Annotated in this window: 19 protein-coding genes and 1 tRNA gene; 10 read left to right on the forward strand and 10 right to left on the reverse strand. The window is 52.2% G+C overall.

Annotation, left to right across the window (positions count from 1 at the left end; translation table 11 throughout):
* Positions 1 to 32 precede the first annotated feature (32 nt).
* Positions 33 to 932: a DUF4349 domain-containing protein gene (locus ICL55_RS00060; protein ID WP_188094015.1), complete on the forward strand. Its 900-nt coding sequence runs from the start codon at positions 33 to 35 to the stop codon at positions 930 to 932.
* Between the two features lie 14 nt (positions 933 to 946).
* Here the strand turns inward: ICL55_RS00060 and ICL55_RS00065 are convergent, their stop codons facing one another.
* Together ICL55_RS00065 and ICL55_RS00070 are read right to left on the reverse strand one after the other, a co-directional pair.
* Positions 947 to 3,259, reverse strand: a complete 2,313-nt coding sequence (locus ICL55_RS00065; protein WP_188094016.1) for a patatin-like phospholipase family protein — start codon at positions 3,257 to 3,259, stop codon at positions 947 to 949.
* A 92-nt stretch (positions 3,260 to 3,351) separates the two neighbouring features.
* On the reverse strand, positions 3,352 to 3,807 hold the full coding sequence (locus ICL55_RS00070) for a PA2169 family four-helix-bundle protein (RefSeq protein ID WP_188094017.1): 456 nt from the start codon (positions 3,805 to 3,807) through the stop codon (positions 3,352 to 3,354).
* 76 nt (positions 3,808 to 3,883) lie between these two features.
* Here ICL55_RS00070 and ICL55_RS00075 point away from each other — a divergent pair, with 76 nt between their 5' ends.
* On the forward strand, positions 3,884 to 4,459 hold the full coding sequence (locus tag ICL55_RS00075) for a hypothetical protein (protein WP_188094018.1): 576 nt from the start codon (positions 3,884 to 3,886) through the stop codon (positions 4,457 to 4,459).
* On the opposite strand, the gene ICL55_RS00080 is transcribed toward ICL55_RS00075, so the two are convergent.
* Positions 4,419 to 5,252 carry an MBL fold metallo-hydrolase gene (locus ICL55_RS00080; protein WP_246496126.1) on the reverse strand — a complete coding sequence of 278 codons (834 nt, stop codon included), beginning with the start codon at positions 5,250 to 5,252 and terminating at the stop codon, positions 4,419 to 4,421. The two genes, ICL55_RS00075 and ICL55_RS00080, sit on opposite strands and share 41 nt — an antisense overlap.
* 185 nt (positions 5,253 to 5,437) lie before the next feature.
* Here ICL55_RS00080 and lgt point away from each other — a divergent pair, with 185 nt between their 5' ends.
* From lgt to ICL55_RS00115, 7 genes are all read left to right on the forward strand, one after another.
* Complete coding sequence (gene lgt / locus ICL55_RS00085) at positions 5,438 to 6,259, forward strand: prolipoprotein diacylglyceryl transferase (RefSeq protein ID WP_188094019.1); 822 nt, start codon at positions 5,438 to 5,440, stop codon at positions 6,257 to 6,259.
* On the forward strand, positions 6,246 to 7,211 hold the full coding sequence (locus ICL55_RS00090; protein ID WP_188094020.1) for a CobW family GTP-binding protein: 966 nt from the start codon (positions 6,246 to 6,248) through the stop codon (positions 7,209 to 7,211). Before lgt ends, ICL55_RS00090 begins: the two co-directional genes overlap by 14 nt.
* A 47-nt stretch (positions 7,212 to 7,258) precedes the next feature.
* Positions 7,259 to 8,698: an exodeoxyribonuclease VII large subunit gene (xseA, locus tag ICL55_RS00095; RefSeq protein ID WP_188094021.1), complete on the forward strand. Its 1,440-nt coding sequence runs from the start codon at positions 7,259 to 7,261 to the stop codon at positions 8,696 to 8,698.
* Positions 8,673 to 8,885: an exodeoxyribonuclease VII small subunit gene (xseB, locus tag ICL55_RS00100; RefSeq protein ID WP_240975965.1), complete on the forward strand. Its 213-nt coding sequence runs from the start codon at positions 8,673 to 8,675 to the stop codon at positions 8,883 to 8,885. The genes xseA and xseB overlap by 26 nt, the downstream gene beginning before the upstream one ends.
* 148 nt (positions 8,886 to 9,033) lie before the next feature.
* Positions 9,034 to 9,708, forward strand: coding sequence for a hypothetical protein (locus tag ICL55_RS00105; protein ID WP_188094022.1), 675 nt, complete (start codon positions 9,034 to 9,036; stop codon positions 9,706 to 9,708).
* A gap of 30 nt (positions 9,709 to 9,738) precedes the next feature.
* Positions 9,739 to 10,782, forward strand: coding sequence for a sensor histidine kinase (locus ICL55_RS00110; RefSeq protein ID WP_188094023.1), 1,044 nt, complete (start codon positions 9,739 to 9,741; stop codon positions 10,780 to 10,782).
* The gene (locus ICL55_RS00115; RefSeq protein ID WP_188094024.1) at positions 10,779 to 11,543 is read left to right on the forward strand and encodes a LytR/AlgR family response regulator transcription factor; all 765 of its coding nucleotides are present in this window, start codon (positions 10,779 to 10,781) and stop codon (positions 11,541 to 11,543) included. The genes ICL55_RS00110 and ICL55_RS00115 overlap by 4 nt, the downstream gene beginning before the upstream one ends.
* Here the strand turns inward: ICL55_RS00115 and ICL55_RS00120 are convergent.
* From ICL55_RS00120 to ICL55_RS00135, 4 genes are all read right to left on the reverse strand, one after another.
* On the reverse strand, positions 11,540 to 12,448 hold the full coding sequence (locus tag ICL55_RS00120; RefSeq protein WP_188094025.1) for a DNA/RNA non-specific endonuclease: 909 nt from the start codon (positions 12,446 to 12,448) through the stop codon (positions 11,540 to 11,542). The two genes, ICL55_RS00115 and ICL55_RS00120, sit on opposite strands and share 4 nt — an antisense overlap.
* Before the next feature lie 102 nt (positions 12,449 to 12,550).
* Positions 12,551 to 13,711 carry a BamA/TamA family outer membrane protein gene (locus ICL55_RS00125; protein ID WP_188094026.1) on the reverse strand — a complete coding sequence of 387 codons (1,161 nt, stop codon included), beginning with the start codon at positions 13,709 to 13,711 and terminating at the stop codon, positions 12,551 to 12,553.
* Between the two features lie 346 nt (positions 13,712 to 14,057).
* Positions 14,058 to 16,286 carry a hypothetical protein gene (locus ICL55_RS00130; RefSeq protein ID WP_188094027.1) on the reverse strand — a complete coding sequence of 743 codons (2,229 nt, stop codon included), beginning with the start codon at positions 16,284 to 16,286 and terminating at the stop codon, positions 14,058 to 14,060.
* Between the two features lie 80 nt (positions 16,287 to 16,366).
* Positions 16,367 to 16,484, reverse strand: a tRNA-OTHER gene (locus ICL55_RS00135).
* A gap of 227 nt (positions 16,485 to 16,711) precedes the next feature.
* Here ICL55_RS00135 and ICL55_RS00140 point away from each other — a divergent pair.
* Positions 16,712 to 17,329, forward strand: coding sequence for an HPP family protein (locus ICL55_RS00140; protein WP_188094028.1), 618 nt, complete (start codon positions 16,712 to 16,714; stop codon positions 17,327 to 17,329).
* Here the strand turns inward: ICL55_RS00140 and ICL55_RS00145 are convergent.
* Genes ICL55_RS00145 through ICL55_RS00155 form a run of 3 tightly spaced genes read right to left on the reverse strand, consistent with a single transcriptional unit; the run spans position 17,326 to position 21,201 of the window.
* Entirely contained in the window at positions 17,326 to 18,771 is a 1,446-nt protein-coding gene (locus ICL55_RS00145; protein WP_188094029.1) for a c-type cytochrome domain-containing protein, read from the reverse strand. The genes ICL55_RS00140 and ICL55_RS00145 overlap by 4 nt on opposite strands.
* Positions 18,771 to 19,685, reverse strand: a complete 915-nt coding sequence (locus ICL55_RS00150; RefSeq protein ID WP_188094030.1) for a twin-arginine translocation signal domain-containing protein — start codon at positions 19,683 to 19,685, stop codon at positions 18,771 to 18,773. The genes ICL55_RS00145 and ICL55_RS00150 overlap by 1 nt, the downstream gene beginning before the upstream one ends.
* Positions 19,686 to 19,701: 16 nt before the next feature.
* Complete coding sequence (locus tag ICL55_RS00155; protein ID WP_188094031.1) at positions 19,702 to 21,201, reverse strand: DUF1501 domain-containing protein; 1,500 nt, start codon at positions 21,199 to 21,201, stop codon at positions 19,702 to 19,704.
* Positions 21,202 to 21,280 lie beyond the last annotated feature (79 nt).

Consider the following 21,280-nt stretch of genomic DNA (forward strand, 5'->3'; position numbering starts at 1 on the left):
CGGTTGTCAGTATAAACGGGAAAATACCCCTTATGCGTATACCAATCCGTTATTTAGTTATTCCCGCTTTAGCGCTGGCTGCCTGTAGCAGCGACAAACACAGATCTTATGCAGATGAAGCCGCAGCTCCCACGGCAGACAAAAATGCAGACCAATATGTGGCCGCTGCTGACTCCACTAACTTTTCCGGCGATATAGCCTCGTTAACTGCTGCTTCCCGCAAACGCGTGCGGGCAGCCGATGTGCGGTGCCGCGTGACAGACGTGTTCCATGCTGCTACCCGTATGGAACAGGTAGTATCTGCTGTACAGGGCGTGGTAGTGGAAAGCACCATGAAGAACGAGTATGCAGGACAATATGATCTGCCTTATTCCTCAGATTCATTGAAGAGAATGCAGTTGTACACGCCTACGGCCAATCTTACCTTACGTGTGCCGGTGGCCAGTCTCGACTCAGTAGTGACCATTCTTACTTCCATGGCTGTGTTGATTGACTATCGGACAAAAACAGATCAGGACTACACCTTGTCCTACCTCGCCAATGCACTGAAGAACAAGCATGCCGGTCAGCATACCGCCAAGGTGGTGGCCGATAAAAAGACCACCACACTGGATGTGGCGAAGTATGAAGATCAACAGGAAGAAACCAAAGTAGACAGAAGCATCTCCAACCTGAAAATACTTGACGACGTAGCCTATGCCACCTTTACGGTAGAACTGTTCCAGTCGCAGGCTGCCAGCACGGAAACGGTGATCAATCCGCGTGCTGTTTCCCGTGCCGGCTTTGGTACGGAAGTACGTACAGCCGTTGTAGATGGCGCCAACCTGCTGCGCGATCTGTTCCTGTTTTTTATACAGATATGGCCACTGGTGATCATGGGAATACTGGGCTGGTGGGGATACAGGCGCTATCGCAGGATGTCTGTGAAATAGGATTCCGAATCAATTTATTTAATACTGGTGATAAAATTATGGAGTGCCTGATTGTTGGCCAGACGTATATTAATTCTCCGGATAGTGGTATCTGACATAAACCAATTCATAGTATAGGAAGGTTCTCCTTTGGGGAACCTTTTTCTTAATGGGTCCTGTTGCCACTCCAGACTGTCTTTATACAAAGGTATCTGTATGTAGGATGCCTTCTTGTAATAGTAATCATTGATATCGCTGACATAGTGGGAAAGTCGTTTATCGTTGACCGTAGTCTGCATGCCATAAGCTCCCGCGATGGTAAGCACAGGGGCAAAGAGATCGTTTTTGACCGGCGCCACGGAGCGGAAGTGTTCTTCGCCGGGTATAACGGGGCTGTTGGTGATATGCAGCACTTTGAAATGAAGGCGGTTGATCTGCTGATACAGCTGGCTGCTGTCTCCGTGCAGGTGCCTGTCATCTTCCCCAATGTTGATAATACCGCGGATGATCTCCTGAATAACGCCGGCGCCGGAGTTATCAAAATAACCACCATCCACGAAGTATTGGTTCTGTATTCTGCCGGCAGGGCTCAGGTAGGGGAACCGTGCGCCCAGAATGGCGCCGGAGGTGATGGTGATATCGGAGTCGTTGCGTAATAAACTCAGCACATCTACGCGGTTGTTGAAGATGCCGGCATCGAGCTGCAGGTTGGTGACCACTCCGGGATTGCCGTCCTGCATGCGTGTGGTGTTGATGCATAGTACCGGCAGGAATACGGTGTCTTCCCGCATGGCAGGGAAGGTGGACAACGCTGCATCGAAAGGTACGCGGTACAGTGAATCGCCGGCCACGTCTGCGCTGCGTTCGAAGGATTCTTCCAGTGCGGCGGCCCTGTCGCCTGCCCGTGAGGTGCGAATGATATAACGAAAGAAATCCGGTCCCAACATCCGGGTGAAAGTATAGCTGAAGTAGTCCTGTTTCAGGTAGGTCATCGCTGATTTAGCATACAGCGGTTGCTGATGCGACCTGTCTCTCAGCATGGAAAAGAAGGTGGCTACCCCTACACCGCCGCCGGACGTGCCGGAAAGGCAGAACACATGCCGGGAGAAGCGGTCCTCCGGATGCTGACGGATGCTGGCGTCTTCAATTTCCCCGAGTACCGCCGCGGTCCAGTAGGCGGAACGGGAGGCGCCGCCGTTGGCCATCACGAAATATACATCATAACTGCTGTCGGCCATAATAGGACGGGTACGCAGCCAGGCCCGCAGATAGGTGTTCAGCGATGGCCGGGACTCATAATGGTTGCCGCTGGGCGCGGTGGTCAGCTTCACGTAATGGGTTTCTTTCAACCCGAAAATCAGGGCGGTGACGACAAAAAGAAAATGAAAGCTGATACGGTAACGGACAGACAAGGCGGTGACAATGTTGCCAAATAACAACAACATGCCGAATGCGAGCAACAGAAAGGGGAATGGCCCCAGTCGCCGCGCAAACCCCAGGCTGTAAATAGCAGCCACATAGGTAACCAGGGCCGCGCACCCGATGAAAATAAACCATCGGAAAAAACTTTTCTCTGTGCGCGGGATGAAAAAGTAACGCATCAGGGTGTCCAGTGGCGTATGCGTGAGCAGCAGGCTTTTCCGGGCGGAGATGTCCAGTTCCACGCGACGCAGATGTGTGTACAGCAGGAACAGGGCATGCAGCAGTATCAGCAACGCCAGTAACAGCAGAATGCTGATACGCGGAATGAAGCTGGTGGCCACCGTAGCAGCCAGCCACGATATCAGCAACACCATAAATACTTTCCGGAAGGCAGGCTGCATCGACAACCGGCTAAGCGGCTTATTGAGAAAATACAGCAGTGTAAGTACCGTAGCGAAAATAATCCAGCAAACGGTGCTGTTGAGCGGGTGATACAACACCGGTGATTGCAGCATGGCCAGTTCCAGCAACAGGAAGCAGCAGTGGCCCAACACCCTTGGGAATTCATCCAGAAAAAACTGGCTGATAGGAAAACGTTCATTGTGATCGTTGTAGGCCTTGGTGGCTGCCGCATCGGTGATCATCGCCTCGTCCTTTACATCAGCGATCAGGCGGGTACGTTTGATATAAGCAATGATACGGGACGAATACCAGCTTACGTACACCCAGAACCCGATGGCCAGGAAAAAGAGGATGCGTTCACGATAGTGGTTTTCAGTATAGGCAACAATCACGTCTTTGCCCTGGTCCAGCGACCAGCAGATGAAGATGATCAGCAGGAGGAAGATAATCCCGGGAAAGAACAGCCAGATGGCTTTGAGCAGATGCGCAGCCAGCCGGAGCAGGTTTTTCAGTAGTAGTAACATAACGGCTTCAAATTTGGGATATGCTACTGCTAAGATAAAAAATCCCGCTGCTAAAGTATTGGCGTCAAAAGGATTAATATCGCATATAGTGCCTATGCCTGTGCGTCACGCATCTTCTTGATTTTATCGTGTTCCGTTTTAAGGGTCGACCGCTGCTGCGTCAGCAGCTCACGCAGATAGGCCGGCAGGTGTTTTTCCTGTAAGGCCTGTGAATAGGCGCGCATGGCAGCATCTTCCTCCGTTTCACAATCGGACAGGATAGCATGACGATCATGGCCGGCAAATACACTTTTCAGTTCCATCCAGGCCCGGTACAGCTTTCCGCCGGTGGTAGTGCCTGTTTCCATTTCTCCGCCGAGTCCCTGTACTTCTTTGCCCAGTGTGTTGCGCATGGTGCGGCTTTCATCGATCATATGCGTGAAAAGCGCCTGCAGGTCGGTGTCTTTGCCTTTATTATCTTTCAGCGCTTTTTCATAACCGGAAATACGGTCGTTGTTGATGCCGATGAGATCGTTGAGTGTCTCTACGGTGGCAGTGTTTGTGTTCATAGCTGACAGGTTTTAGAAAACAACCACCATAAGTATGCCAGTGGATTTGTGTATCTTTAACGCTATTCTGAAAAAAATGAAGTACTGTTTACATCTGTTGTTGTTATTATGTAGCTGTCTGCTGCTGAATTGCCCCACCTATGCCGGAGGCCTGTCTGCCTGGACCGAATCCACGCCGGGTGGCAATAAAATGGAATACGATGGCACCGCTCCTGCCATGGCCTTTTTCTCCGGAGCGCACTGCGATTCGCTCCAATTCCCCATTGGCCTGAAAAGCTGGTATTTCTACAAAAACCATGTGATCGGGGAAGACGGCAGCACGTTTTATGTGATCCGCGAAGAAAGCTGCCAGGTGCATCGCTTCACCAGCGAAGTGGCTTTTAAGGCTTACCTCTCGGAGCGTCAGTTGAAACCCTGGATCTGGAAACGGACCTATCATCCCCTGAATATCTGGGATTACTTTGATGAACTGGTGTTCATGTCATTTTTCTTCAGCCCCGTGCTGTTGCTACTGCTGATTGCAGACGTAGTGATTTTGGTGGGATTGTTGCGCGGTAAAAAGCAGGCCTACTGGAAATACGCCTTCCTGTCGGCAATTCCGCTGGTGTATATTATAGGGGCGTTGTTGCAGGGGTTTCCGCAAAGCTGGTAGCCTGTATCTGAAACACTGCTGTTTCCACATGTCGGGAGGCCACAATGATCTGCGTACCGTTGGCATGCTGGTCAAACATTTCCTGTACCAGGTGAGGATTGTTGTTATCCTGCGACAGGTGGGAGAGTAGCAGATGTGTCATAAACGACGGGCGGTGTTGGGTAAATATTTCCAGCGCCTGCCGGTTGGACAGATGCCCATGTCCGCCACGGATGCGGTTTTTAAGGTAGTAGGGATATCTGCCCTGTTCCAGCATCTGCTCATCGTAATTGGCTTCCAGAAACGCGGCATGACATTGCCTGAAGTGGTTGAGCACATGCTCGCAGGGCGCGCCGATATCGGTAAATACGCCGATGTTGATCTGATTGCCGGATACCATGAAACTGTGCGGCTCCACGGCGTCGTGGAATTTGGGGAAGGCGGTGACGGTAAGACCGCCTATCTGCACGGGCTGATAAGCTGCGAAAGGCACTACCCGCTGCAGTGCCAGATTACCGCCGGCCAGCGTGCTTTGGGTGATATACACCGGCAACTGGTGTTTTTGGGCCAGCACCGTTACCCCTCTGATATGGTCCGTATGTTCGTGAGAGATAAAGATGGCTTTCACTTTCGTCATCGATAGCCCGAGGCGGGTCATCCGCTTCTCTGTTTCCCGGCAGGAAATACCTGCATCAATCAACACCGCTTCCTGACCGTTACCGATATAGTAACAGTTGCCGTTGCTCCCCGAATTCAATGACGTGATAAAAAGTGACATGCCGCCAAAGATAGAAATATTTGGGTATTTGGGCATTGGGATATTGGGTTATTTGATTTACGGATTTTGTGATGTTGTGATTTTGAGATTGGTGAGCGGCGATCTGAACGATTTTATTTTTTTAAATTTTTATTGCCGGATATCATTCTTCGGGCAACCAGGCCCCCAATCCCCACGTCAAAAAATTCCAAAATCCGTAAATCTCTATTATATTTGCAACTATGTTGCATAATATAATCTGGGACCCTTCACCGGAAATATTCCGCATCGGCGGTTTCGCGCTTCGCTACTACAGCCTGGCCTTCATGATAGCTTTTGTGCTCAGCTACCTGGTGATGCGCTACGTCTTTGACCGCGAGGCAAAAAACGTGGCATTGCTGGACCGCCTGCTGGTATATGTGGTCGTGGGCACCATCGTGGGAGCACGGCTGGGGCATTGCCTGTTTTATGAATGGGGTTATTTCCGGTATCATCTGGCGGAAATCGTATTGCCGTTCCGGTGGGAGAACGGTCATTTTTCGTGGACCGGTTATCAGGGACTGGCCAGTCACGGCGGGGCCATGGGCATACTGGCAGCGGTGGCACTATTTGCCCGCCGCTATAGGGTATCGTTGCTATGGCTGCTGGACAGGCTGTCTATCGTAGTACCGTTGGCCGGCGCCTTTGTACGGATAGGCAATTTCTTTAATGCGGAAATCATCGGTAGACCATCCACCCTGCCGTGGGCGGTGATATTTGTGCGGGAAGACCATCAGCCCCGTCACCCGGCGCAACTATATGAAGCGTTCTGTTATATGATTACCTTCGGCCTGTTCATCTACCTGTATAAAAAAAACAAACTGGTGCAAAAGCCGGGCGCTTTCTTCGGTCTCTTCCTGATACTGGTGTTTGGCGCGCGTTTTATCATAGAATTCCTGAAAGAAAACCAGGAGTCATTTGAAAACGGCTATCTGCTCAATATGGGACAGTTACTGAGCTTGCCGCTGATAGCGGCCGGCATTTATTTTCTGAGATATTATCACGATCAACATGCAAAAAAATAAGCCCATTAAAGTATATCTGTTGACCGGCTTTCTCGGTGCGGGCAAAACCACGCTGCTCAACAGCCTGTTGCAGCAGAGCCGGGACTACCGCAACATCGTCATCGAAAACGAATTTGGCAAAGTGAATATTGACGCCTCATTAGTCGCCGCGCAGATTGAAAATATTTATGAACTAACAGCAGGCTGTATCTGTTGCTCGCTCGACAATGAGTTGCTGGAAGTACTGGGCGGCATCTTGCGGCTGGAGGAACAACCGGACCAGGTGTTCGTTGAAACGACCGGCATCGCGGATGCCGGCAACCTCATCGGCATGTTCAGCCTCCCAGACGTGAAAGCCCGTTTTCAGCTGGTGTCCACCATCTGCGTGGCGGATGCGGAGAACATCGAAACCCGCCTGGAACAGGTAACAGAAGTAGGCAAACAACTTTCCTGTGCTGATGTAATTGTGCTGAATAAAACCAAAGACTTGCCGGTAACGGAACTGGTGCGGTTGCAGGCGTTGCTGGAAAACGTCAACCCGCTGGCCTACATTACTGCTACCGCCGATGGGCAGGTGGTGCTGGCCGACATGCTGCCACAGGAACGCCGCGTACCATTGCCTGTGGCCACTTTCCCGGCCGGAGACAGTGCCTGTGAAGTACCCGCCGAAAAGACACCGCACAAAATCAACACCGTACTGTTTCAATCACCACAGCCCTTTGACCTGCAAATGCTGGCGTTTGTGCTGGAACTGAATTTTAACGTATATACCGACCAGTTATACCGCATCAAAGGATATGTGGCCGTGAAAGACAGCCCGGAGAAATACCTGGTGCAATCTACCGGCAACTATCTCACCATTGTTCCGGCGGGGCCATGGGGCGATACACCGCCCTCATCTACGCTGGTGTTTATCGGGAAGGGCCTGAAAACTGCTACCATAGAGCGTATCCTGCGGCCGGCGCTGAGATGATGTAACACGTCGTATGCCAGCGCTTTTCCCTATCTTTACAGTCCACCATGACTGCATTTGAGACCATCAAACTTTCGGCGCTAACGGGTAAGATCCAGCAGGCGCTCTCCAACGTATTTGGAGAAGAGACCTTTTGGGTAGTGGCCGATGTGACCAACCATGCTTTTTACGCACAGAAAGGATATCACTATTTCGATCTCGTGGAGAAAGACACGAACTCCAGCGCTATCGTGGCCAAAGTGGCTGCGGTAGCCTGGGGCAATGGGTCTATCCGTATCCGTGAGTTTGAATACGTGACCGGTCAGCAGTTTAAAAATGATATACACGTACTGGTGAAAGTGTCGGTCAATTACCACCAGGTGCATGGCCTGCAAATTACGCTGCTCGATATCGACACCAGCTTCACCATCGGCATGCTGGAACAGCAGAAACAACAAACGCTGCTGCGCCTGCTGGCAGAATGTTCCGATTACATCCGCAAAGTAGGGGACCGCTATGTGACCCGCAACAATCAGCTGTCGCTTCCGGCTGTGATACAGAAACTGGCGGTGATTACTTCCGGTAATTCGGCCGGCTTCCAGGACTTCCGGCATACGTTGGAACATAACCGTTTTGCCTACGCTTTTCAGGTAGATACCTATTTTACCGTAGTACAGGGAGAATCGAAAGCCGAACTGGTACAGCAGCGGCTAATTGACGTTTACAACAGTGGCGTGGCCTATGATGCGGTGGTGATTATCCGCGGCGGTGGCGCGCAGACGGACTTCCTGTTGTTTGATACTTTCCTGCTGGGAAGAGCAGTCGCCAAATTTCCCATTCCCATCATCACCGGTATTGGTCACCAGAAAAATGAAACCATCACCGACATGATGGCGCACAGCCCTGTGAAAACGCCCACCAAAGCGGCAGAGCTGATCATCGCGCATAACAAGGCATTTGAAGACGGGGTATCTGCTTTGCAACATACCATCCTGATCAGGGCACAACAACTATTTTCCAGTCACTACCAGGCGTTGTCCCAGCTGAACGCCGCCGTGATCAACCAAACGCGGACCATCCTGCAAGGGCAGCGGGAAATGCTGCACGACTACCACAATGTGGTGTCGCATGGCTCCCGGTCGGTATTACAGCATCATCAGCGGGAGCTGCTGACGTTGTCAGGCGCCATCCTGGCGAGGCCCAGGGCGGTGATCGCCGGCAAACAAAATGATCTGGTCAACATGACGGCCAATATCCGCTCGTTCAACCGGTTGTATATGCAAAACAGACGCGGGCAGCTGGCCCATTACGATACTTTATTCAAACTCATGAGCCCTGTCAATATACTGAAGCGTGGCTTTGCCATCGTATATGCAGGCGATAAAATCATTAACAGCGCACTCCCGGTGGCAGCCGGCAGCCCTATCACCGTAAGGCTGCACGACGCGTCCCTGGAGGCCACCGTGACCGCTAAAACACCACATGATGAATCAGGAACTGACATATGAAGCCGCCTACACCGAATTACAACAGATAGCGGAGGAAATAGAAAATGAGACCGTTTCGGTAGATGTACTGGCGGAGAAAGTAAAACGCGCGTCCGTACTGATAGAGTTTTGCCAGCAGAAATTGCGGGCTACGGAAGTAGAGGTCAACAATATCATCAAACAAATGGAAAACAAGCCGGGCGCCTGATCCTTCCGGCCCTTTATGGATTCCCTCTTCAGCGGCAGTTATCGGCGGAATACTATCACTTATCGCCAGCGTGTGCAAACTCATCGCCTTTCGCCAGCCCATTGCCTTTATTTTCAGGTGTTTTGCAGTATATCATAAAATATGCTGTATGAAGAATTATTGCTACAGAGGCCTATGGCTGGCAGGACTATGCCTGTTGACTGTTTTTACCGTGGACGCCCAGAAAAAGGGCAAATACCTGAAAGGGTGCTACCTGGACAGTACCGGGCAAAAGATTGATGGATTCATCTCCATGGAGGAAATGGGCTTGTTGTCCTTCGATTTTAAAAAACAACTGGGAGACAAAAACGAGAAAATAAAAGTCACCGATTGCCAGTCTTTTTCATTTGAGCACCATTCCTTTTGTACGCTCAAAAATGTAACCATCCGGACGCGCATCTGGCACTATCATTTTGCGAAGGTATTTGCTGAACAGGTGATTGAAGGTCCGTTACAGTTGTACCGCCTGTACTTCAAACCCGGAAAAGTGGGCTATATGCGATATGTTTCGATGGCCAGCAGGTTCGCGCCCGGACCGGCATCGCTGGGCGCCGGCGTGTTTATGAACAGTAAATATGTGAACTACTTCCTGCGGAAAAGCGGGGATACTACCGGCTATTGTTTTATCGGCAAAAAACGCCGGGATTTTGTTACCTCATTGACACCATGGCTCAGCGAGGATACGCTGCTTGTCCGGAAAATACAGACTGGTGGCGACTATAGTTTTAATAACATCGAGTCGGTGGTCCGGGAGTATAACGACTACCTCGGCAATAAACAGTAATTTCATCCGCTGAAAATACAGGTGGTGTTTATGGGAAAAGTAAAAGCTGCACTCAGGTCATATCTCATCATATTGGGCATTGTCGTGGTGATTAATATCATCAACAATTTATCCGGGTATACCCCCGGGGAGTTTGATATGAGAGCGGAAATAGTGACCACTTTGTTGATGACCATCTTTGGGTTCTTTGGCTTTAAAGCGCTGAACGATATTTTTCTTCGGAAAGTACTGAACTGGAATACACGTACAGAGAGAAGTTTTCTGGTTTTTATACTGGTATCAGCGTGTTTTGGCGCTACCCTGATAGGGTGCTTTATGAAACTGGAAGTCTTTATTTTTCATACGCCCGATCCTGCCTGGCAGGGCTATGTGCGGAACATGCTGTATTCGGCCATGTTGTTTCTCTCCATTACCCTGGCAGCCACCCTCGGTAAATTTATCGATCACTGGAAACAGGGGATAGAAGCTGCCGCCAGAATGGAACAGCGCCTGGCCCAAAGTCAGCTCGATCTGTTGCGCAATCAGGTCAATCCCCACTTTCTGTTCAATGCACTGAATACCCTGACTTCTTTGATTCGGGAAGATGAAGAACAGGCAGTGGACTTTGTGAAACATCTCTCCCGGATACTGCGGTACTCCCTGGCACAGGAAACCAGCGGTACCGTGACGGTAGCCACCGAACTGGCCATCGCAGACGCTTTCCTCGGTATCAGCGCACAACGGTTTGGCGATAAACTGATATACGACAAGACCGTGAATGCGGGCGTGTTATCCCAACAGATTGTTTCACACAGCTTGCTGATGCTGCTGGAAAACGCGCTCAAACACAATGAAATATCCCGTCAGCGGCCCTTACACATCAACATATACTCCACGGATAATTATCTGTTTGTAGAGAACAACCTGCAGCTACGCCAATCGGGGACCACCTCTATGGGTATCGGTCTGGCTAATATTGTGGGCCGTTATCAGCCGCTGACCGGCAAAACCGTAAACATTACCTCTGATGAAACCTGCTGGCGGGTGGGCATTCCACTGCTCCCCGGCCCGGAAGATTTAAACAGCGAAAAATGATAGCTTTAATTGTTGAAGACGAGACGGCCGCAGCCAGGCAGCTGGTGAATATGCTCCGCAAGCTGCGCCCCGACTGGCATATCTGCCCTGTTGCCGAAAGTATTGAGGAAACGGTGCAATGGCTCACACATAACGCGCATCCGGATATTATCCTGATGGATATCCAACTCTCCGACGGCGATTGTTTCGCTATTTTTAAGCAGACCGCGGTGAAGGTCCCCGTGATTTTCACGACAGCATATGATGAATATGCACTCAGGGCTTTTAAAGTAAACAGCATCGATTATCTGCTGAAACCTATTGAAGAAGCAGAGCTGTCTGCGGCATTGGATAAATATGAGTCGCTACGGGCGCATCAGTCACCGGATACGGCCGGCGAGCAGTTGAAAAAACTGATCGCTTCCCTGGCGCCTGCCACAGGCTCGCGGGAGCGGATGATGTTCCGCACGCATAACGGCATCAAAAGTATTGACTGTAACGATATCGCCTATATTAAGGCGCAGGATAAACACGTATACGTATATACGTTTGACGGAGACATGAACGTAACGGACCAGTCGCTCGATGAGTTGGCGGAGACGCTGTCTGCGCGGACTTTCTTCCGGATCAACCGGAAATACCTCTGTCATATTAAAGCGCTCCGGCAGATAAGGCTGCATTCCAACGGGCGCACGCATGTGCTGCTGGAGCACTGTAAAGACGACGCTATTTTTGTCAGCCAGTCACGCAGCACTGACTTCCGGCGCTGGCTGGACAGTTAAAGGCTGTACAACTTTTTTTTGAGCTGTGCCCTTATGCCTTCCTGCACGTTCTGAAAGAGGTTCAGGGGCACGCCTGCCGCTTTGGCTTTGGTTTCCAGCGTTTCCACGGTGCAGAGATAATTTTTCCAGGCGGAGGCTTTACCGGTGCCGGTATACAGGTCATTATCATTCGGCATGTCTACGGCAATAACGGTGGCATTGGCATTGATGCGGGCCAGATCGTTGGTGCCTTTGGGAATGATCACCACCACCTTCCATACTTGTCCGGGTACGGTGATGTTACCGTTGTCGAGGGTTTCCACGAAGGCGGTCTGCCCTTTGCCACGTCCGCCTTTGCCGTAGGAGCCCATGATGATGAAGGCTTCTTTATCGTCTCTCACCTGTTGACGGATAAAATCTTCCATATTGGCCCAGGGTATCTGGTTGAGGGCCGCTGCCTGGGGGATCATATTGGTCATCAGGAAAGTAGCGCTGTTGGCTTCTTTAGCCGCGCTGCGGTCGGCGGAAGGGCAATTGTGGCCTCTGTCGAAGCCGGTGGTGCTGCCGTTGTAGCTGCCGGCGTTTACCTGGTACCAGCCTTGCGGCAGACCGGGATCGGGCCTGAAGTCATTGGAGCGGTCTATGGTGCCCGGGCAGTCTTCTGATTGAAGGTGCCAGCTGACCCATACCGGTATGCCTGCATTTTTGCTGTAGGCTTCCACAAAATAAGTTTGATTCATCAGGAAGTTCTCCAGGAAAATCAGATTGGATTTCGCGTCTGTAGGGTTGCCGAGCAGCAGGTGGTCGTTGTCGGCGACCGTTGCCGGTGGCTGAACAGGGGCGGTTTCCCGGATATCGTCTTTTGTACAGGCTACAATCAGGACCAGGGCTGCATAGGTAATCAGCAGCCTAAAATTAATTCTCATCTATCCCTTCGTTGTGAATATTAAAAACGCAAAGGAAAGGTTTTAATGTTACACATCGACAAAACTGACGGAACAAAAAACGTATAGGCGTTTCGGATAGGATCAGAAAACTTCGTTGACGCCGAAGTAGAAGCCGGACTGGTCTTGTCCGCGGCCATAGTCGAGCCGGATATTGACGCGGTTTTTGAATTCCCAGCGATAGCCGATGCCATAGCTGAGGAGTGTTTGCTGAAAGGAGAGCGCATCGAAGCGGGGGAACACGTTGCCGCCACCCACCCATATTACTGCGCCGCTGCGGCGATATATGCGTTGCCGTAGTTCCACCTGTCCGGCGACATAGTTACGGTCGCGGTACCGGCCTTCATAGTAGCCGCGTAATCTGTTAGAGCCGCCTGCCTGTGCCAGCATGTTCCAGGGCACGTCGCCGCTGTGTTCTTCTGCGTAGAAGTCCATCGCAAGGATACTGCCTTTCCAGAGGCGTTTGTACCAGTCGAATTGCAGTTCCAGTTTGGTGAACACATCGTTGTTGCCGAGGAAAGAAGGGTAGAAGCGGTAACCTATCCTGGCGTACATGCCGCGGGACGGATTGGGAATGAAGTCGCGGGTGTCATACACCACGAAAGGTCCGGCGCCCATGCCGAAAACCCGTTTCGGCTGCATCAGCGGCTTGCCGCCGGCAGTATCTATATCTTTTGCCTGCCCATTCTGCACGTGTGTGCTGATACCGGCATAAAAGCGATTACTGAGGTTGATGGCCAGGTCGGCCTGTAATTTTTCTGTCAGCAACAGATAGTCGGTATAGTCATCTTTGGCGGAACCGGCATCGTAGCCAATCCCCCAGTATTTATCGGGCCGTGAGCTGAAAGAGGCTTTCAGCATCAGCCGGAAGCGGTCTTTCGGGAAGATGGTGGTGCTGTTGAGGCCAATACCATAAAACCCGGTGAGCGCCACGGAGCCATATACGGCCACATTGGAGAGGGGCAACAGGCTGTCGGCACGGTCTGTCTTGTACTGGGCGGCCAGCATCACGGCGATGCCCGCGCTGGTCTCCGGCGTATAAACGGGGCCTCCGATGAAACTAAGATCTACCTTTTTGTGTTTGCTTTCATCGTTGGTATGCGCCAGATAATGGAGAACACGCTGATACAACCCTCCGGGGGCCGTAGTATCTGTGCTGTTGCCGGAAGATGGGGCCTGGCGGGCTGTTACCGTTACACTACAACAGAGCAATATGGGGAATAATAGTTTTTTTATCAAATGCATGACCGCCCGAAAATAACGATAATTCCGGAAATGGCCCGCGCGGTTCCTAGGGCTGTAGCCCTGGGCTACGTTTGTTGTTCAGGTTCTGAAGGCTGACAGGATTCACAAGGCAACGAATGGCTACCCTGAAAACGAAAAGGAATAGGGACAATAAGGCAACGTAAACAATGATCATAATAGTTATTGCGCTACAATAGTTAATCGTGGCAACCGGGCTACAGCAACGTAGTCCGTTGTCTTTAACCCAAAAAAACTCAATACAGCAACAAATCTCCACCTACATAACAACCCGTAACCATGAAAGAATTTGAATAACAACATATCCCAGGGCTGAAGCCCTGGGATTTTAATCAACAAACAATTGTGTCACGGCGGCGGTATCCATTGCCCATTGGGTGGTATACACCTCATCGGCATCGGTGGTATCGGCCAGCTGCAGCTGTTGTGCGGCGGCTTTTATCTCGAGCAGTTGCCCGATGGTCATTTTCTGCTCCAGCTTTTTCAGCAGGCCGGTGATGTTGTTACCGTTCAGTTGCTGTATTACCTGTCCTTCAAAAGGCATTTCCAGCCAGATGATGTTACGGGCGGCTACGTCGAGCACTCCGAAAATCAGGCCTTTGGTCAGGCCGCGGGTGATACGTACCTGATGTTGTACACAGGATGGATCGTAGGCGACGCCTGTTTTTTCGGATATCTTCATTTTATGGCGGCTATCCATCCATCCTACTACCATTTCTGGTACCAGGCTTCCGGAGGAGTAGGCGTTACAGGTGAACGTCACGTAACGGGCGCCGGCGGCAGCCAGTTTCTCTACGTCCAGCTCTATATATTCCGCGGTCCCTATTTGGTTCGGGATAGAGCGGATATCGCCACTATGCAGGCACCCGGTGGTTTGCAGGCGACTGAAGGAACAGTAATCCTTGCTCTCATCATAGTTGATCTGGCAGCTCAGGTCCATATCCAGGTGCTGAGCAGGTAATCCTTTACCCCATTGCATGAACAGGCGGATATGATTACACTGCAGCGGGAAGCGTGTCCCCATCAGGGCGGCAGGCAGGTCGTGTATCTGCTCACTACGGTCACCGATGGCCAGCGGTATTTTATACAGCGTAGGGTCGATGTACATAGTACGACCTACGGCAGGAATTGCGGCAAAACGTTTACGGGTGGCCTCCAGGCACAGATTGGCCACGGCCTGCTGCATCTGGTCCAGTTCTTCCACTGTGTAGATATGCAGCATTTTGTTGGCCGGCAGGTGTTTGGCGGTACCTCCCAGCGGCTTCACCACACGGGTGCCATAGTGATCAAAATAATAACCGGCGTACATCTGAAGGGTGAACAGGAGCCGGGCAGGCACCTGATCGGCTACCTTCGAAAACGCATCGATGGTTGCTTCCGGCCCAAACCACAGCATGTTGGCAAACAGGGAACGGGCAAATAATCCAGGCCGCTGCTGCAACAGATAAAAAGTGCTGGCAGCGTCGTGACGCAGCCGGAACTGGTCCAGCCGTCCCTGCCACACTTCGTAATCGCCGCGATAAAATTTATCCATGATGGTACGCAGGTGCTCAAAACCGGCACGCTTGCTGTATTCCGGCAGACGCAGGGCACGGATGAAACGCACCCACATCTGTCTTTTAGGATGCATATCAGCGCAGATCTTCGCGGCGTCCATAGACAGGCCGTTGATCCAGCGGGCAGCCATCAGGGCTTCTTCCCGGCGGTATTTCAGTTTCAGCGAAGCCGCAACGGCAACTTTGCTTATCTGGTTCTTTTTTACGCCACGGCGCTCCATATGGTTACGCTGTGTACGCGCGATAATCGTTTTGGGCGCTACCAGTTGCAGGAACCCGGTATGTTTAAACCACAGGTAACGGAGTATGTCCGTAGGCGTGGTAAACAATGCCTGTGCTTTTTCAGCACGGCCCTGGCTTGTCAGGATATCGATCACGGTGATGACTGTTTCCCGCATCGCGATTTTTTCTGCCGGTAAAGGTAGTTCCGCCAGCAAACGACGGAGACTATCCTGCTGCGTGGCGTCCAGCGCTGTACGTGATGTCAAGAGGTTCTTCAGGTACTGTTCCGCATCTGTCAGTGTCCACAGTTCAAGTACCCGCAATTTTTTATTCTGTCCATAATGCTCTATGGCAGCGGTTTCCAGCGGTGTACCGCAGAAAGGACAACCGTTATAACGTTCCAGCGGAAAGGTATGAGGCGGTATCAGGTGACCACAGGCCAGCCTGGTCCCACCGGTAAGTCCTAATAAATTGGTGAAATAGGTGATGATATGATCGGCGTAAGATTCTCCCGTAGGTACACGCCAGTTTTTTACCAGCGGCGCCCAGTTCAGTTTTACACCCATCACGTCCCGGAGTTGCTCCAGTATCTGTGTATGCCAGGCGGCATCGGTTTGTTCCAGGGCGCGCAACAGCGGCTCAGACACACCAAATCCCAGTTTAGCCATATTGGCTACCAGTAAGGCCGCGTCAGGATTCATGCCTGTGGCGCCATTCATGGCGGTGGCAGGAATATAAATGGCCTGTTGACGTAAAGCTACCTGTAAGATGTTGTTCATCGTTTTAAAGTTTATAATCAGATAATGTTGCCGCTGATTTTTTGTAGAAAAACGTAGTAAGCGACAATTGACCTTGATAGAAAAGCAGGCTGGACTCGAACCAACAACTCCGGATCCCTGAAGTAGTAAGCCCCGGTTGACCCTTTTGGTAATTCCGAAACTCCTATACCGGTGCCTTGCCAATTAGACGACTGCTTTAGCTGAAGCGATAATGGTGAAAGTAAATCCCAAATGATGAAGTAACTTTTACTTGACCGCTTCGATGATACAAAGATGCAGGACCATGTGCGCAGTCTTCCTGCGCAGATAATTTTTTTTCTGAAAAAAGAAAAAAAGAGGGTCTTTTCTTTCTATAGATGATTTGACGGGGGATGATATATCTTTGCGGCGGAAATCAGTCCTCAAGGAAAGCTGACGGTAGTAAAATGTTATCTGTACAAGAAAAGAAGGCCGCACACCGGGAACATCATCAAAAAGCAAAATTCATCAGGATCCGCCGGGGTATACGGGTGGCCCGGTATGTTATGTATCGGGAAACGCTGATCGATAAAAAGAATATTTACTGGTCATTTATAGGTGCCTTTGCAGGCATCGCCAGTGTCGGTTTGTTAAGTCATTTTTATCTCCCGGTGAAGGATAACCTGTTTTTGATAGGTTCTTTCGGCGCCTCGGCGGTATTAATTTACGGTCATACACAGAGCCCGTTGGCGCAGCCGCGTAATCTGGTGGGAGGGCATCTGTTGAGCGCCGTAGTGGGCGTGACCGTCCGTTATCTGATACCATGGCCGGAATGGGAGTGGCTGGCCTGCGCATTGGCGGTAGCGGCAGCATTGGTGGTGATGCAGGTGACCAAAACGGTACATCCGCCGGGAGGGGCTACGGCTTTGCTGGCCATTGCAGGTTCACCGGCCATCAGGAAGCTGGGCTTCTGGTACGTATTGTCGCCGGTAGCTTCCGGAGTGGCCATACTGTTGCTGATAGCGGTGATCGTCAACAATATGACCGACATCCGGCAATACCCTGACAAGGGCAAATGGTTTTAAACAGTTTTCTTTTTATAGATGATGGTATCTGATGCCAGTTGCTCCAGCCGGTAACCACCCGTATCGATACGCAGTTTGGGCAGTTGTTGCTGCAGCTGTCGCAGCGTGTTGGCGTCAGGGGTAGCCTGGTACAGATACAGTTGCTGTAATTGCTTATTCTTCCCCAGTGCCTGTAGAAAAGCGGAGGTGCAGGCAGTACCGCTCAGGTTCAGGTACCGCAGCTCCCGGCAGCCGGCCAGCGGCGCTGCCGCGGAACCTTTGACCCCCGTCTGTTTCAGCTCCAGCCGCGTGAGGGCGGTCAGCTGACCGATAGCCGGCAACGCTGCATCGGTGATACGGGTACCGGACAGGTCCAGCCATACCAGCTGCGATCGCAGCGGGTGTAATAAGCGCATGTCTGCATCGCTGAAACCGGGCGCATTGATACAGGTAACCGAAATATACGGACTATTAGCCGCTACCGGCAACACCTTCACCCCTTTGGCTTCCAGGGCTTCCATACTTTTTTTGTCCGGCGCCGACGGCGCTGCGTCTGGTATAAACTCATTGTGATCGAGGGCTTTGCCCGGCGTCATGGCTTCCAGCACCAGCTGTATACGCGGATTGGGTTTCAGCTCTTTTACCGTTTTGCCGGTGGGCGCTCCCTGCGCTATCCACCAGTAAAGCAGCTCTACTTCGCGGGGCGACAGCTGCGGCTTGCCTTTGGGCGGCATCCGGTGCTCGTCGTTGTCCGGGAGTACCAGTCTTTTGAATAACTCACTTTCTTCCGGCATACTGTCTTTTACTACAGGGCCGTGTTCTCCGCCCTGACGGATCAGCGCCAGCGTTTCCAGGCGAAGTCCCCCTTTTAGTTTCTGGGCATTGTGGCAGCCGTAGCAGCGGGTAGACAGCACCGGCGCCACCAGGTCTTCATATACTTTGGCGTCGCCTACGTTCGTGTAGGCGGGAGCGTTATCAGCTGTTTTTTGTTTGCCGGCGAAGGCCTGTAAGGCCGGCGGCATAGCCTGCGTGAGGTAGTCGTCGCCATGGGTGAGCGACCCGCCATAGTGGCCTGCGGCGGATACGAGCAACAGCAGCAGGGCAAACAGTGGCAGCTGTAAACGCGACAGCCGTTTGCCGGCAGGGATGACGCTCAGCAGGTATACCAGGCTGCTGCTAACGGCCACGCCTATACCCAGCCAGAGGTGGGTGTTGAGCAGTTGCTCGTCGTAACCGCCGTCGAGCGATAGCAGATAACCCGCTACACAGCTGGCGATGGCGGAGAGGGCGGCTGCGAGCAATAACAACGGCAGCGCGGCCCGCAGGCCGGCGCGTTTGCTGCTGCGAGATAGCAGCGCCAGCACAAAGGCGATGATCAGGATACCTATCGGCAGGTGTACGATCAACGGATGTATCCTGCCAATGAAAAGGTTCCAGTTTCCGGTGGTGGCTAATATCTTCATTACTTCCCGTAGCGCTGTTTGAGTTGATGCATCATGTATACGTTAATGTCCCACTGGTTGCCGAGCGGCTGCCGCGTATAAGGCAGGGTAGGCATATAGTCGGCCGGCCCGAACTCGGTCAGCATCGTGAGTGGCTTACCTGCCTCCTGATGGCGGCGTACCACCTGGTCCCACCAGCTGAAATGTGCTTTTACGGCATTGGCCCATTCGGGTGCCCGGGGATCATTGACCTGCGGCCCTTCAGGGTGACCGATACGCGCGTGGATATGACCTACCCGCTCCAGTGCTTTGCCCACCGTTTCGGCCTGGTCTTCCAACAGCGACTCATGTACGTTGCACCAGTGGGAGATATCCAGCGTCAGACGGAGGTCTGGCTTCTTCTCAATAAACTGGCGGGCCACATGTGCGGCAAACAACATGCGGGAACGATGCGTTTCGTGATAGATAGGCACACCGTTGCGTTGTGTGATGCGGGTGCTGATATCAATAAGGGCAGCATTCTGCTCGAAGGTGAAGTAATCCTTACCGGACTGTGTGTTGATGTATAGCGGCCGTGGCCCTGTGGTGGTAGCGGCGGAGAGGTTGGTTTCAAACTGTGTGGCATGTTTCGTATAGTCGCTGTCGTGACCACCGGCGAGGTAGCCTACCTGCAGTTTGTATTGATCGAGTGCGGCAAACAGCGCCTGCTGCGCTGCTTTGTCCTGCGGCCACCAGAGCTCGATACCGTCGTAGCCGGCTTGTTTGGCATCGCGGCAGAAATCGCCGATGCTGCCGGGATAGCCCCAGTTGGTGGCCATGACGGTCAACCGGTAGCCATTGGCCGGCCGGGCTGCAAAGGAGGGGAGGGAGGAGAGGGCCAGTGCGCCACTCATAACGGCAGACTGCCGGAGGAAATTTCTTCTGCTGGTATGCATTGGTTGATTTTAAATATTAACCCAGAATCGGTGTGATCACATGTCCGCCTACATCGGTCAGCCGGAACGGACGGCCCTGGAACTGATAGGTCAGTTTCTCATGGTCAAATCCCAGCTGTTGCAGGATGGTAGCGTGTATATCGTTGATGGCCACTTTGCCTTTAACGGCAGCGTAACCTATTTCGTCTGTTTCTCCCCAGGTGAAGCCTTTTTTGATGCCGGCGCCGGCCATCCACATGGTAAACGCTTCCACGTGATGATCGCGGCCGAGGTAAGGCGTGTCTTTACCATCACGGTTTTCCTGCATAGGGGTGCGGCCAAATTCACCGCCCCACACCACCAGCGTTTCGTCGAGCAGGCCGCGTTGTTTGAGATCTTTCAGCAGCGCAGTAATAGGACGGTCTATCTCGCGGCATTTATTGCGGAAGCCATAATCAATGGCGAGGTTCTCGTCGGTGCCGTGGCTGTCCCAGCCCCAGTCGTACAGCTGTACAAAGCGAACGCCTTTCTCCACCAGTTTACGGGCCAGCAGGCAGTTGTTGGCAAAAGATTCCCTGCCGGGCTGTGTGCCGTACATCTCATGAATATACGCCGGTTCTTTGTTGATGTCCATGACATCGGGAACGGAGATCTGCATCTTGTAGGCCAGCTCATATTGGGAGATGCGGGCGATGGTTTCGGGGTCACCGAAACTTTCATATTCCTGCCGGTTGATATCGTTGATGGCTTCGATGGATTGTTTGCGGAGGTTACGGTCCATGCCCTCAGGGTCTGTCAGAAACAGCACGGGGTCGCCTTTGGTGCGGCATTGCACCCCCTGATATACGGATGGGAGGAAGCCGCTGCCCCACACGCTTTTGCCGGCATCAGGCGTTTTACCGCCGGAGGTGAGCACTACAAATCCGGGGAGGTTGCTGTTTTCGGTGCCGAGGCCATAGGTTACCCACGAACCGATACTGGGCCTGCCGAGCCTGGCGCTGCCGGTTTGCATGAGCAGCTGCGCGGGGCCATGGTTGAACTGGTCTGTCTGCACGGCTTTCAGGAAGCTCACCTCATCGGCCATGGTAGCGAAGTGGGGCAGATGGTCGGATACCCATGCCCGTGATTCTCCATGTTGCGCAAACACGGCCTGTGGTCCCAGCATTTTGGGAACACCGCGGATGAAGGCGAATTTTTTACCCTCCAGCAGCGACTGTGGACAGAGCTGGTTATGTAGCTTTTGCAGATCCGGTTTATAGTCAAACAGTTCCAGCTGTGAAGGCGCGCCGGCCATATGCAGGTATATCACACTTTTGGCCCTGCCGGGGAAATGCGGCGCGCGGGGCGCCATCGGGTCGGCACTGAAATCCGGCCCTTTGGCGGAGCTGCTGCCGCAGCCTGCCAGGAATGAGCCCAGCGCGGCGGCACCGAGGCCGGTCACGCAATCCAGCAGGAAATGCCGGCGGGTGATATAGCGCAATGTTTCTTCATTGGCTTCCCGGAGCAATCTCATTTCGATATTTTTATATTTTGACATTTGATTATTTTAAGACAAGTGAATGATCGTTGACATCCCATCTTCAGTTATCAGCAATAGTTAAATGATCAAATAACCC

Source organism: Chitinophaga varians, from assembly GCF_014529945.1.
GTDB lineage: Bacteria > Bacteroidota > Bacteroidia > Chitinophagales > Chitinophagaceae > Chitinophaga > Chitinophaga varians.

Bases quoted from the DNA above. Each gene is read 5' to 3' on its own strand.
- ICL55_RS00060 (WP_188094015.1), top strand. From the start codon at position 33: ATGCGTATACCAATCCGTTATTTAGTTATTCCCGCTTTAGCGCTGGCT.
- ICL55_RS00065 (WP_188094016.1), bottom strand. From the start codon at position 3,259: ATGTTACTACTACTGAAAAACCTGCTCCGGCTGGCTGCGCATCTGCTC.
- ICL55_RS00070 (WP_188094017.1), bottom strand. From the start codon at position 3,807: ATGAACACAAACACTGCCACCGTAGAGACACTCAACGATCTCATCGGC.
- ICL55_RS00075 (WP_188094018.1), top strand. From the start codon at position 3,884: ATGAAGTACTGTTTACATCTGTTGTTGTTATTATGTAGCTGTCTGCTG.
- ICL55_RS00080 (WP_246496126.1), bottom strand. From the start codon at position 5,252: ATGCCCAAATACCCAAATATTTCTATCTTTGGCGGCATGTCACTTTTT.
- lgt (WP_188094019.1), top strand. From the start codon at position 5,438: ATGTTGCATAATATAATCTGGGACCCTTCACCGGAAATATTCCGCATC.
- ICL55_RS00090 (WP_188094020.1), top strand. From the start codon at position 6,246: ATGCAAAAAAATAAGCCCATTAAAGTATATCTGTTGACCGGCTTTCTC.
- xseA (WP_188094021.1), top strand. From the start codon at position 7,259: ATGACTGCATTTGAGACCATCAAACTTTCGGCGCTAACGGGTAAGATC.
- xseB (WP_240975965.1), top strand. From the start codon at position 8,673: ATGATGAATCAGGAACTGACATATGAAGCCGCCTACACCGAATTACAA.
- ICL55_RS00105 (WP_188094022.1), top strand. From the start codon at position 9,034: ATGAAGAATTATTGCTACAGAGGCCTATGGCTGGCAGGACTATGCCTG.
- ICL55_RS00110 (WP_188094023.1), top strand. From the start codon at position 9,739: ATGGGAAAAGTAAAAGCTGCACTCAGGTCATATCTCATCATATTGGGC.
- ICL55_RS00115 (WP_188094024.1), top strand. From the start codon at position 10,779: ATGATAGCTTTAATTGTTGAAGACGAGACGGCCGCAGCCAGGCAGCTG.
- ICL55_RS00120 (WP_188094025.1), bottom strand. From the start codon at position 12,448: ATGAGAATTAATTTTAGGCTGCTGATTACCTATGCAGCCCTGGTCCTG.
- ICL55_RS00125 (WP_188094026.1), bottom strand. From the start codon at position 13,711: ATGCATTTGATAAAAAAACTATTATTCCCCATATTGCTCTGTTGTAGT.
- ICL55_RS00130 (WP_188094027.1), bottom strand. From the start codon at position 16,286: ATGAACAACATCTTACAGGTAGCTTTACGTCAACAGGCCATTTATATT.
- ICL55_RS00140 (WP_188094028.1), top strand. From the start codon at position 16,712: ATGTTATCTGTACAAGAAAAGAAGGCCGCACACCGGGAACATCATCAA.
- ICL55_RS00145 (WP_188094029.1), bottom strand. From the start codon at position 18,771: ATGAAGATATTAGCCACCACCGGAAACTGGAACCTTTTCATTGGCAGG.
- ICL55_RS00150 (WP_188094030.1), bottom strand. From the start codon at position 19,685: ATGCATACCAGCAGAAGAAATTTCCTCCGGCAGTCTGCCGTTATGAGT.
- ICL55_RS00155 (WP_188094031.1), bottom strand. From the start codon at position 21,201: ATGTCAAAATATAAAAATATCGAAATGAGATTGCTCCGGGAAGCCAAT.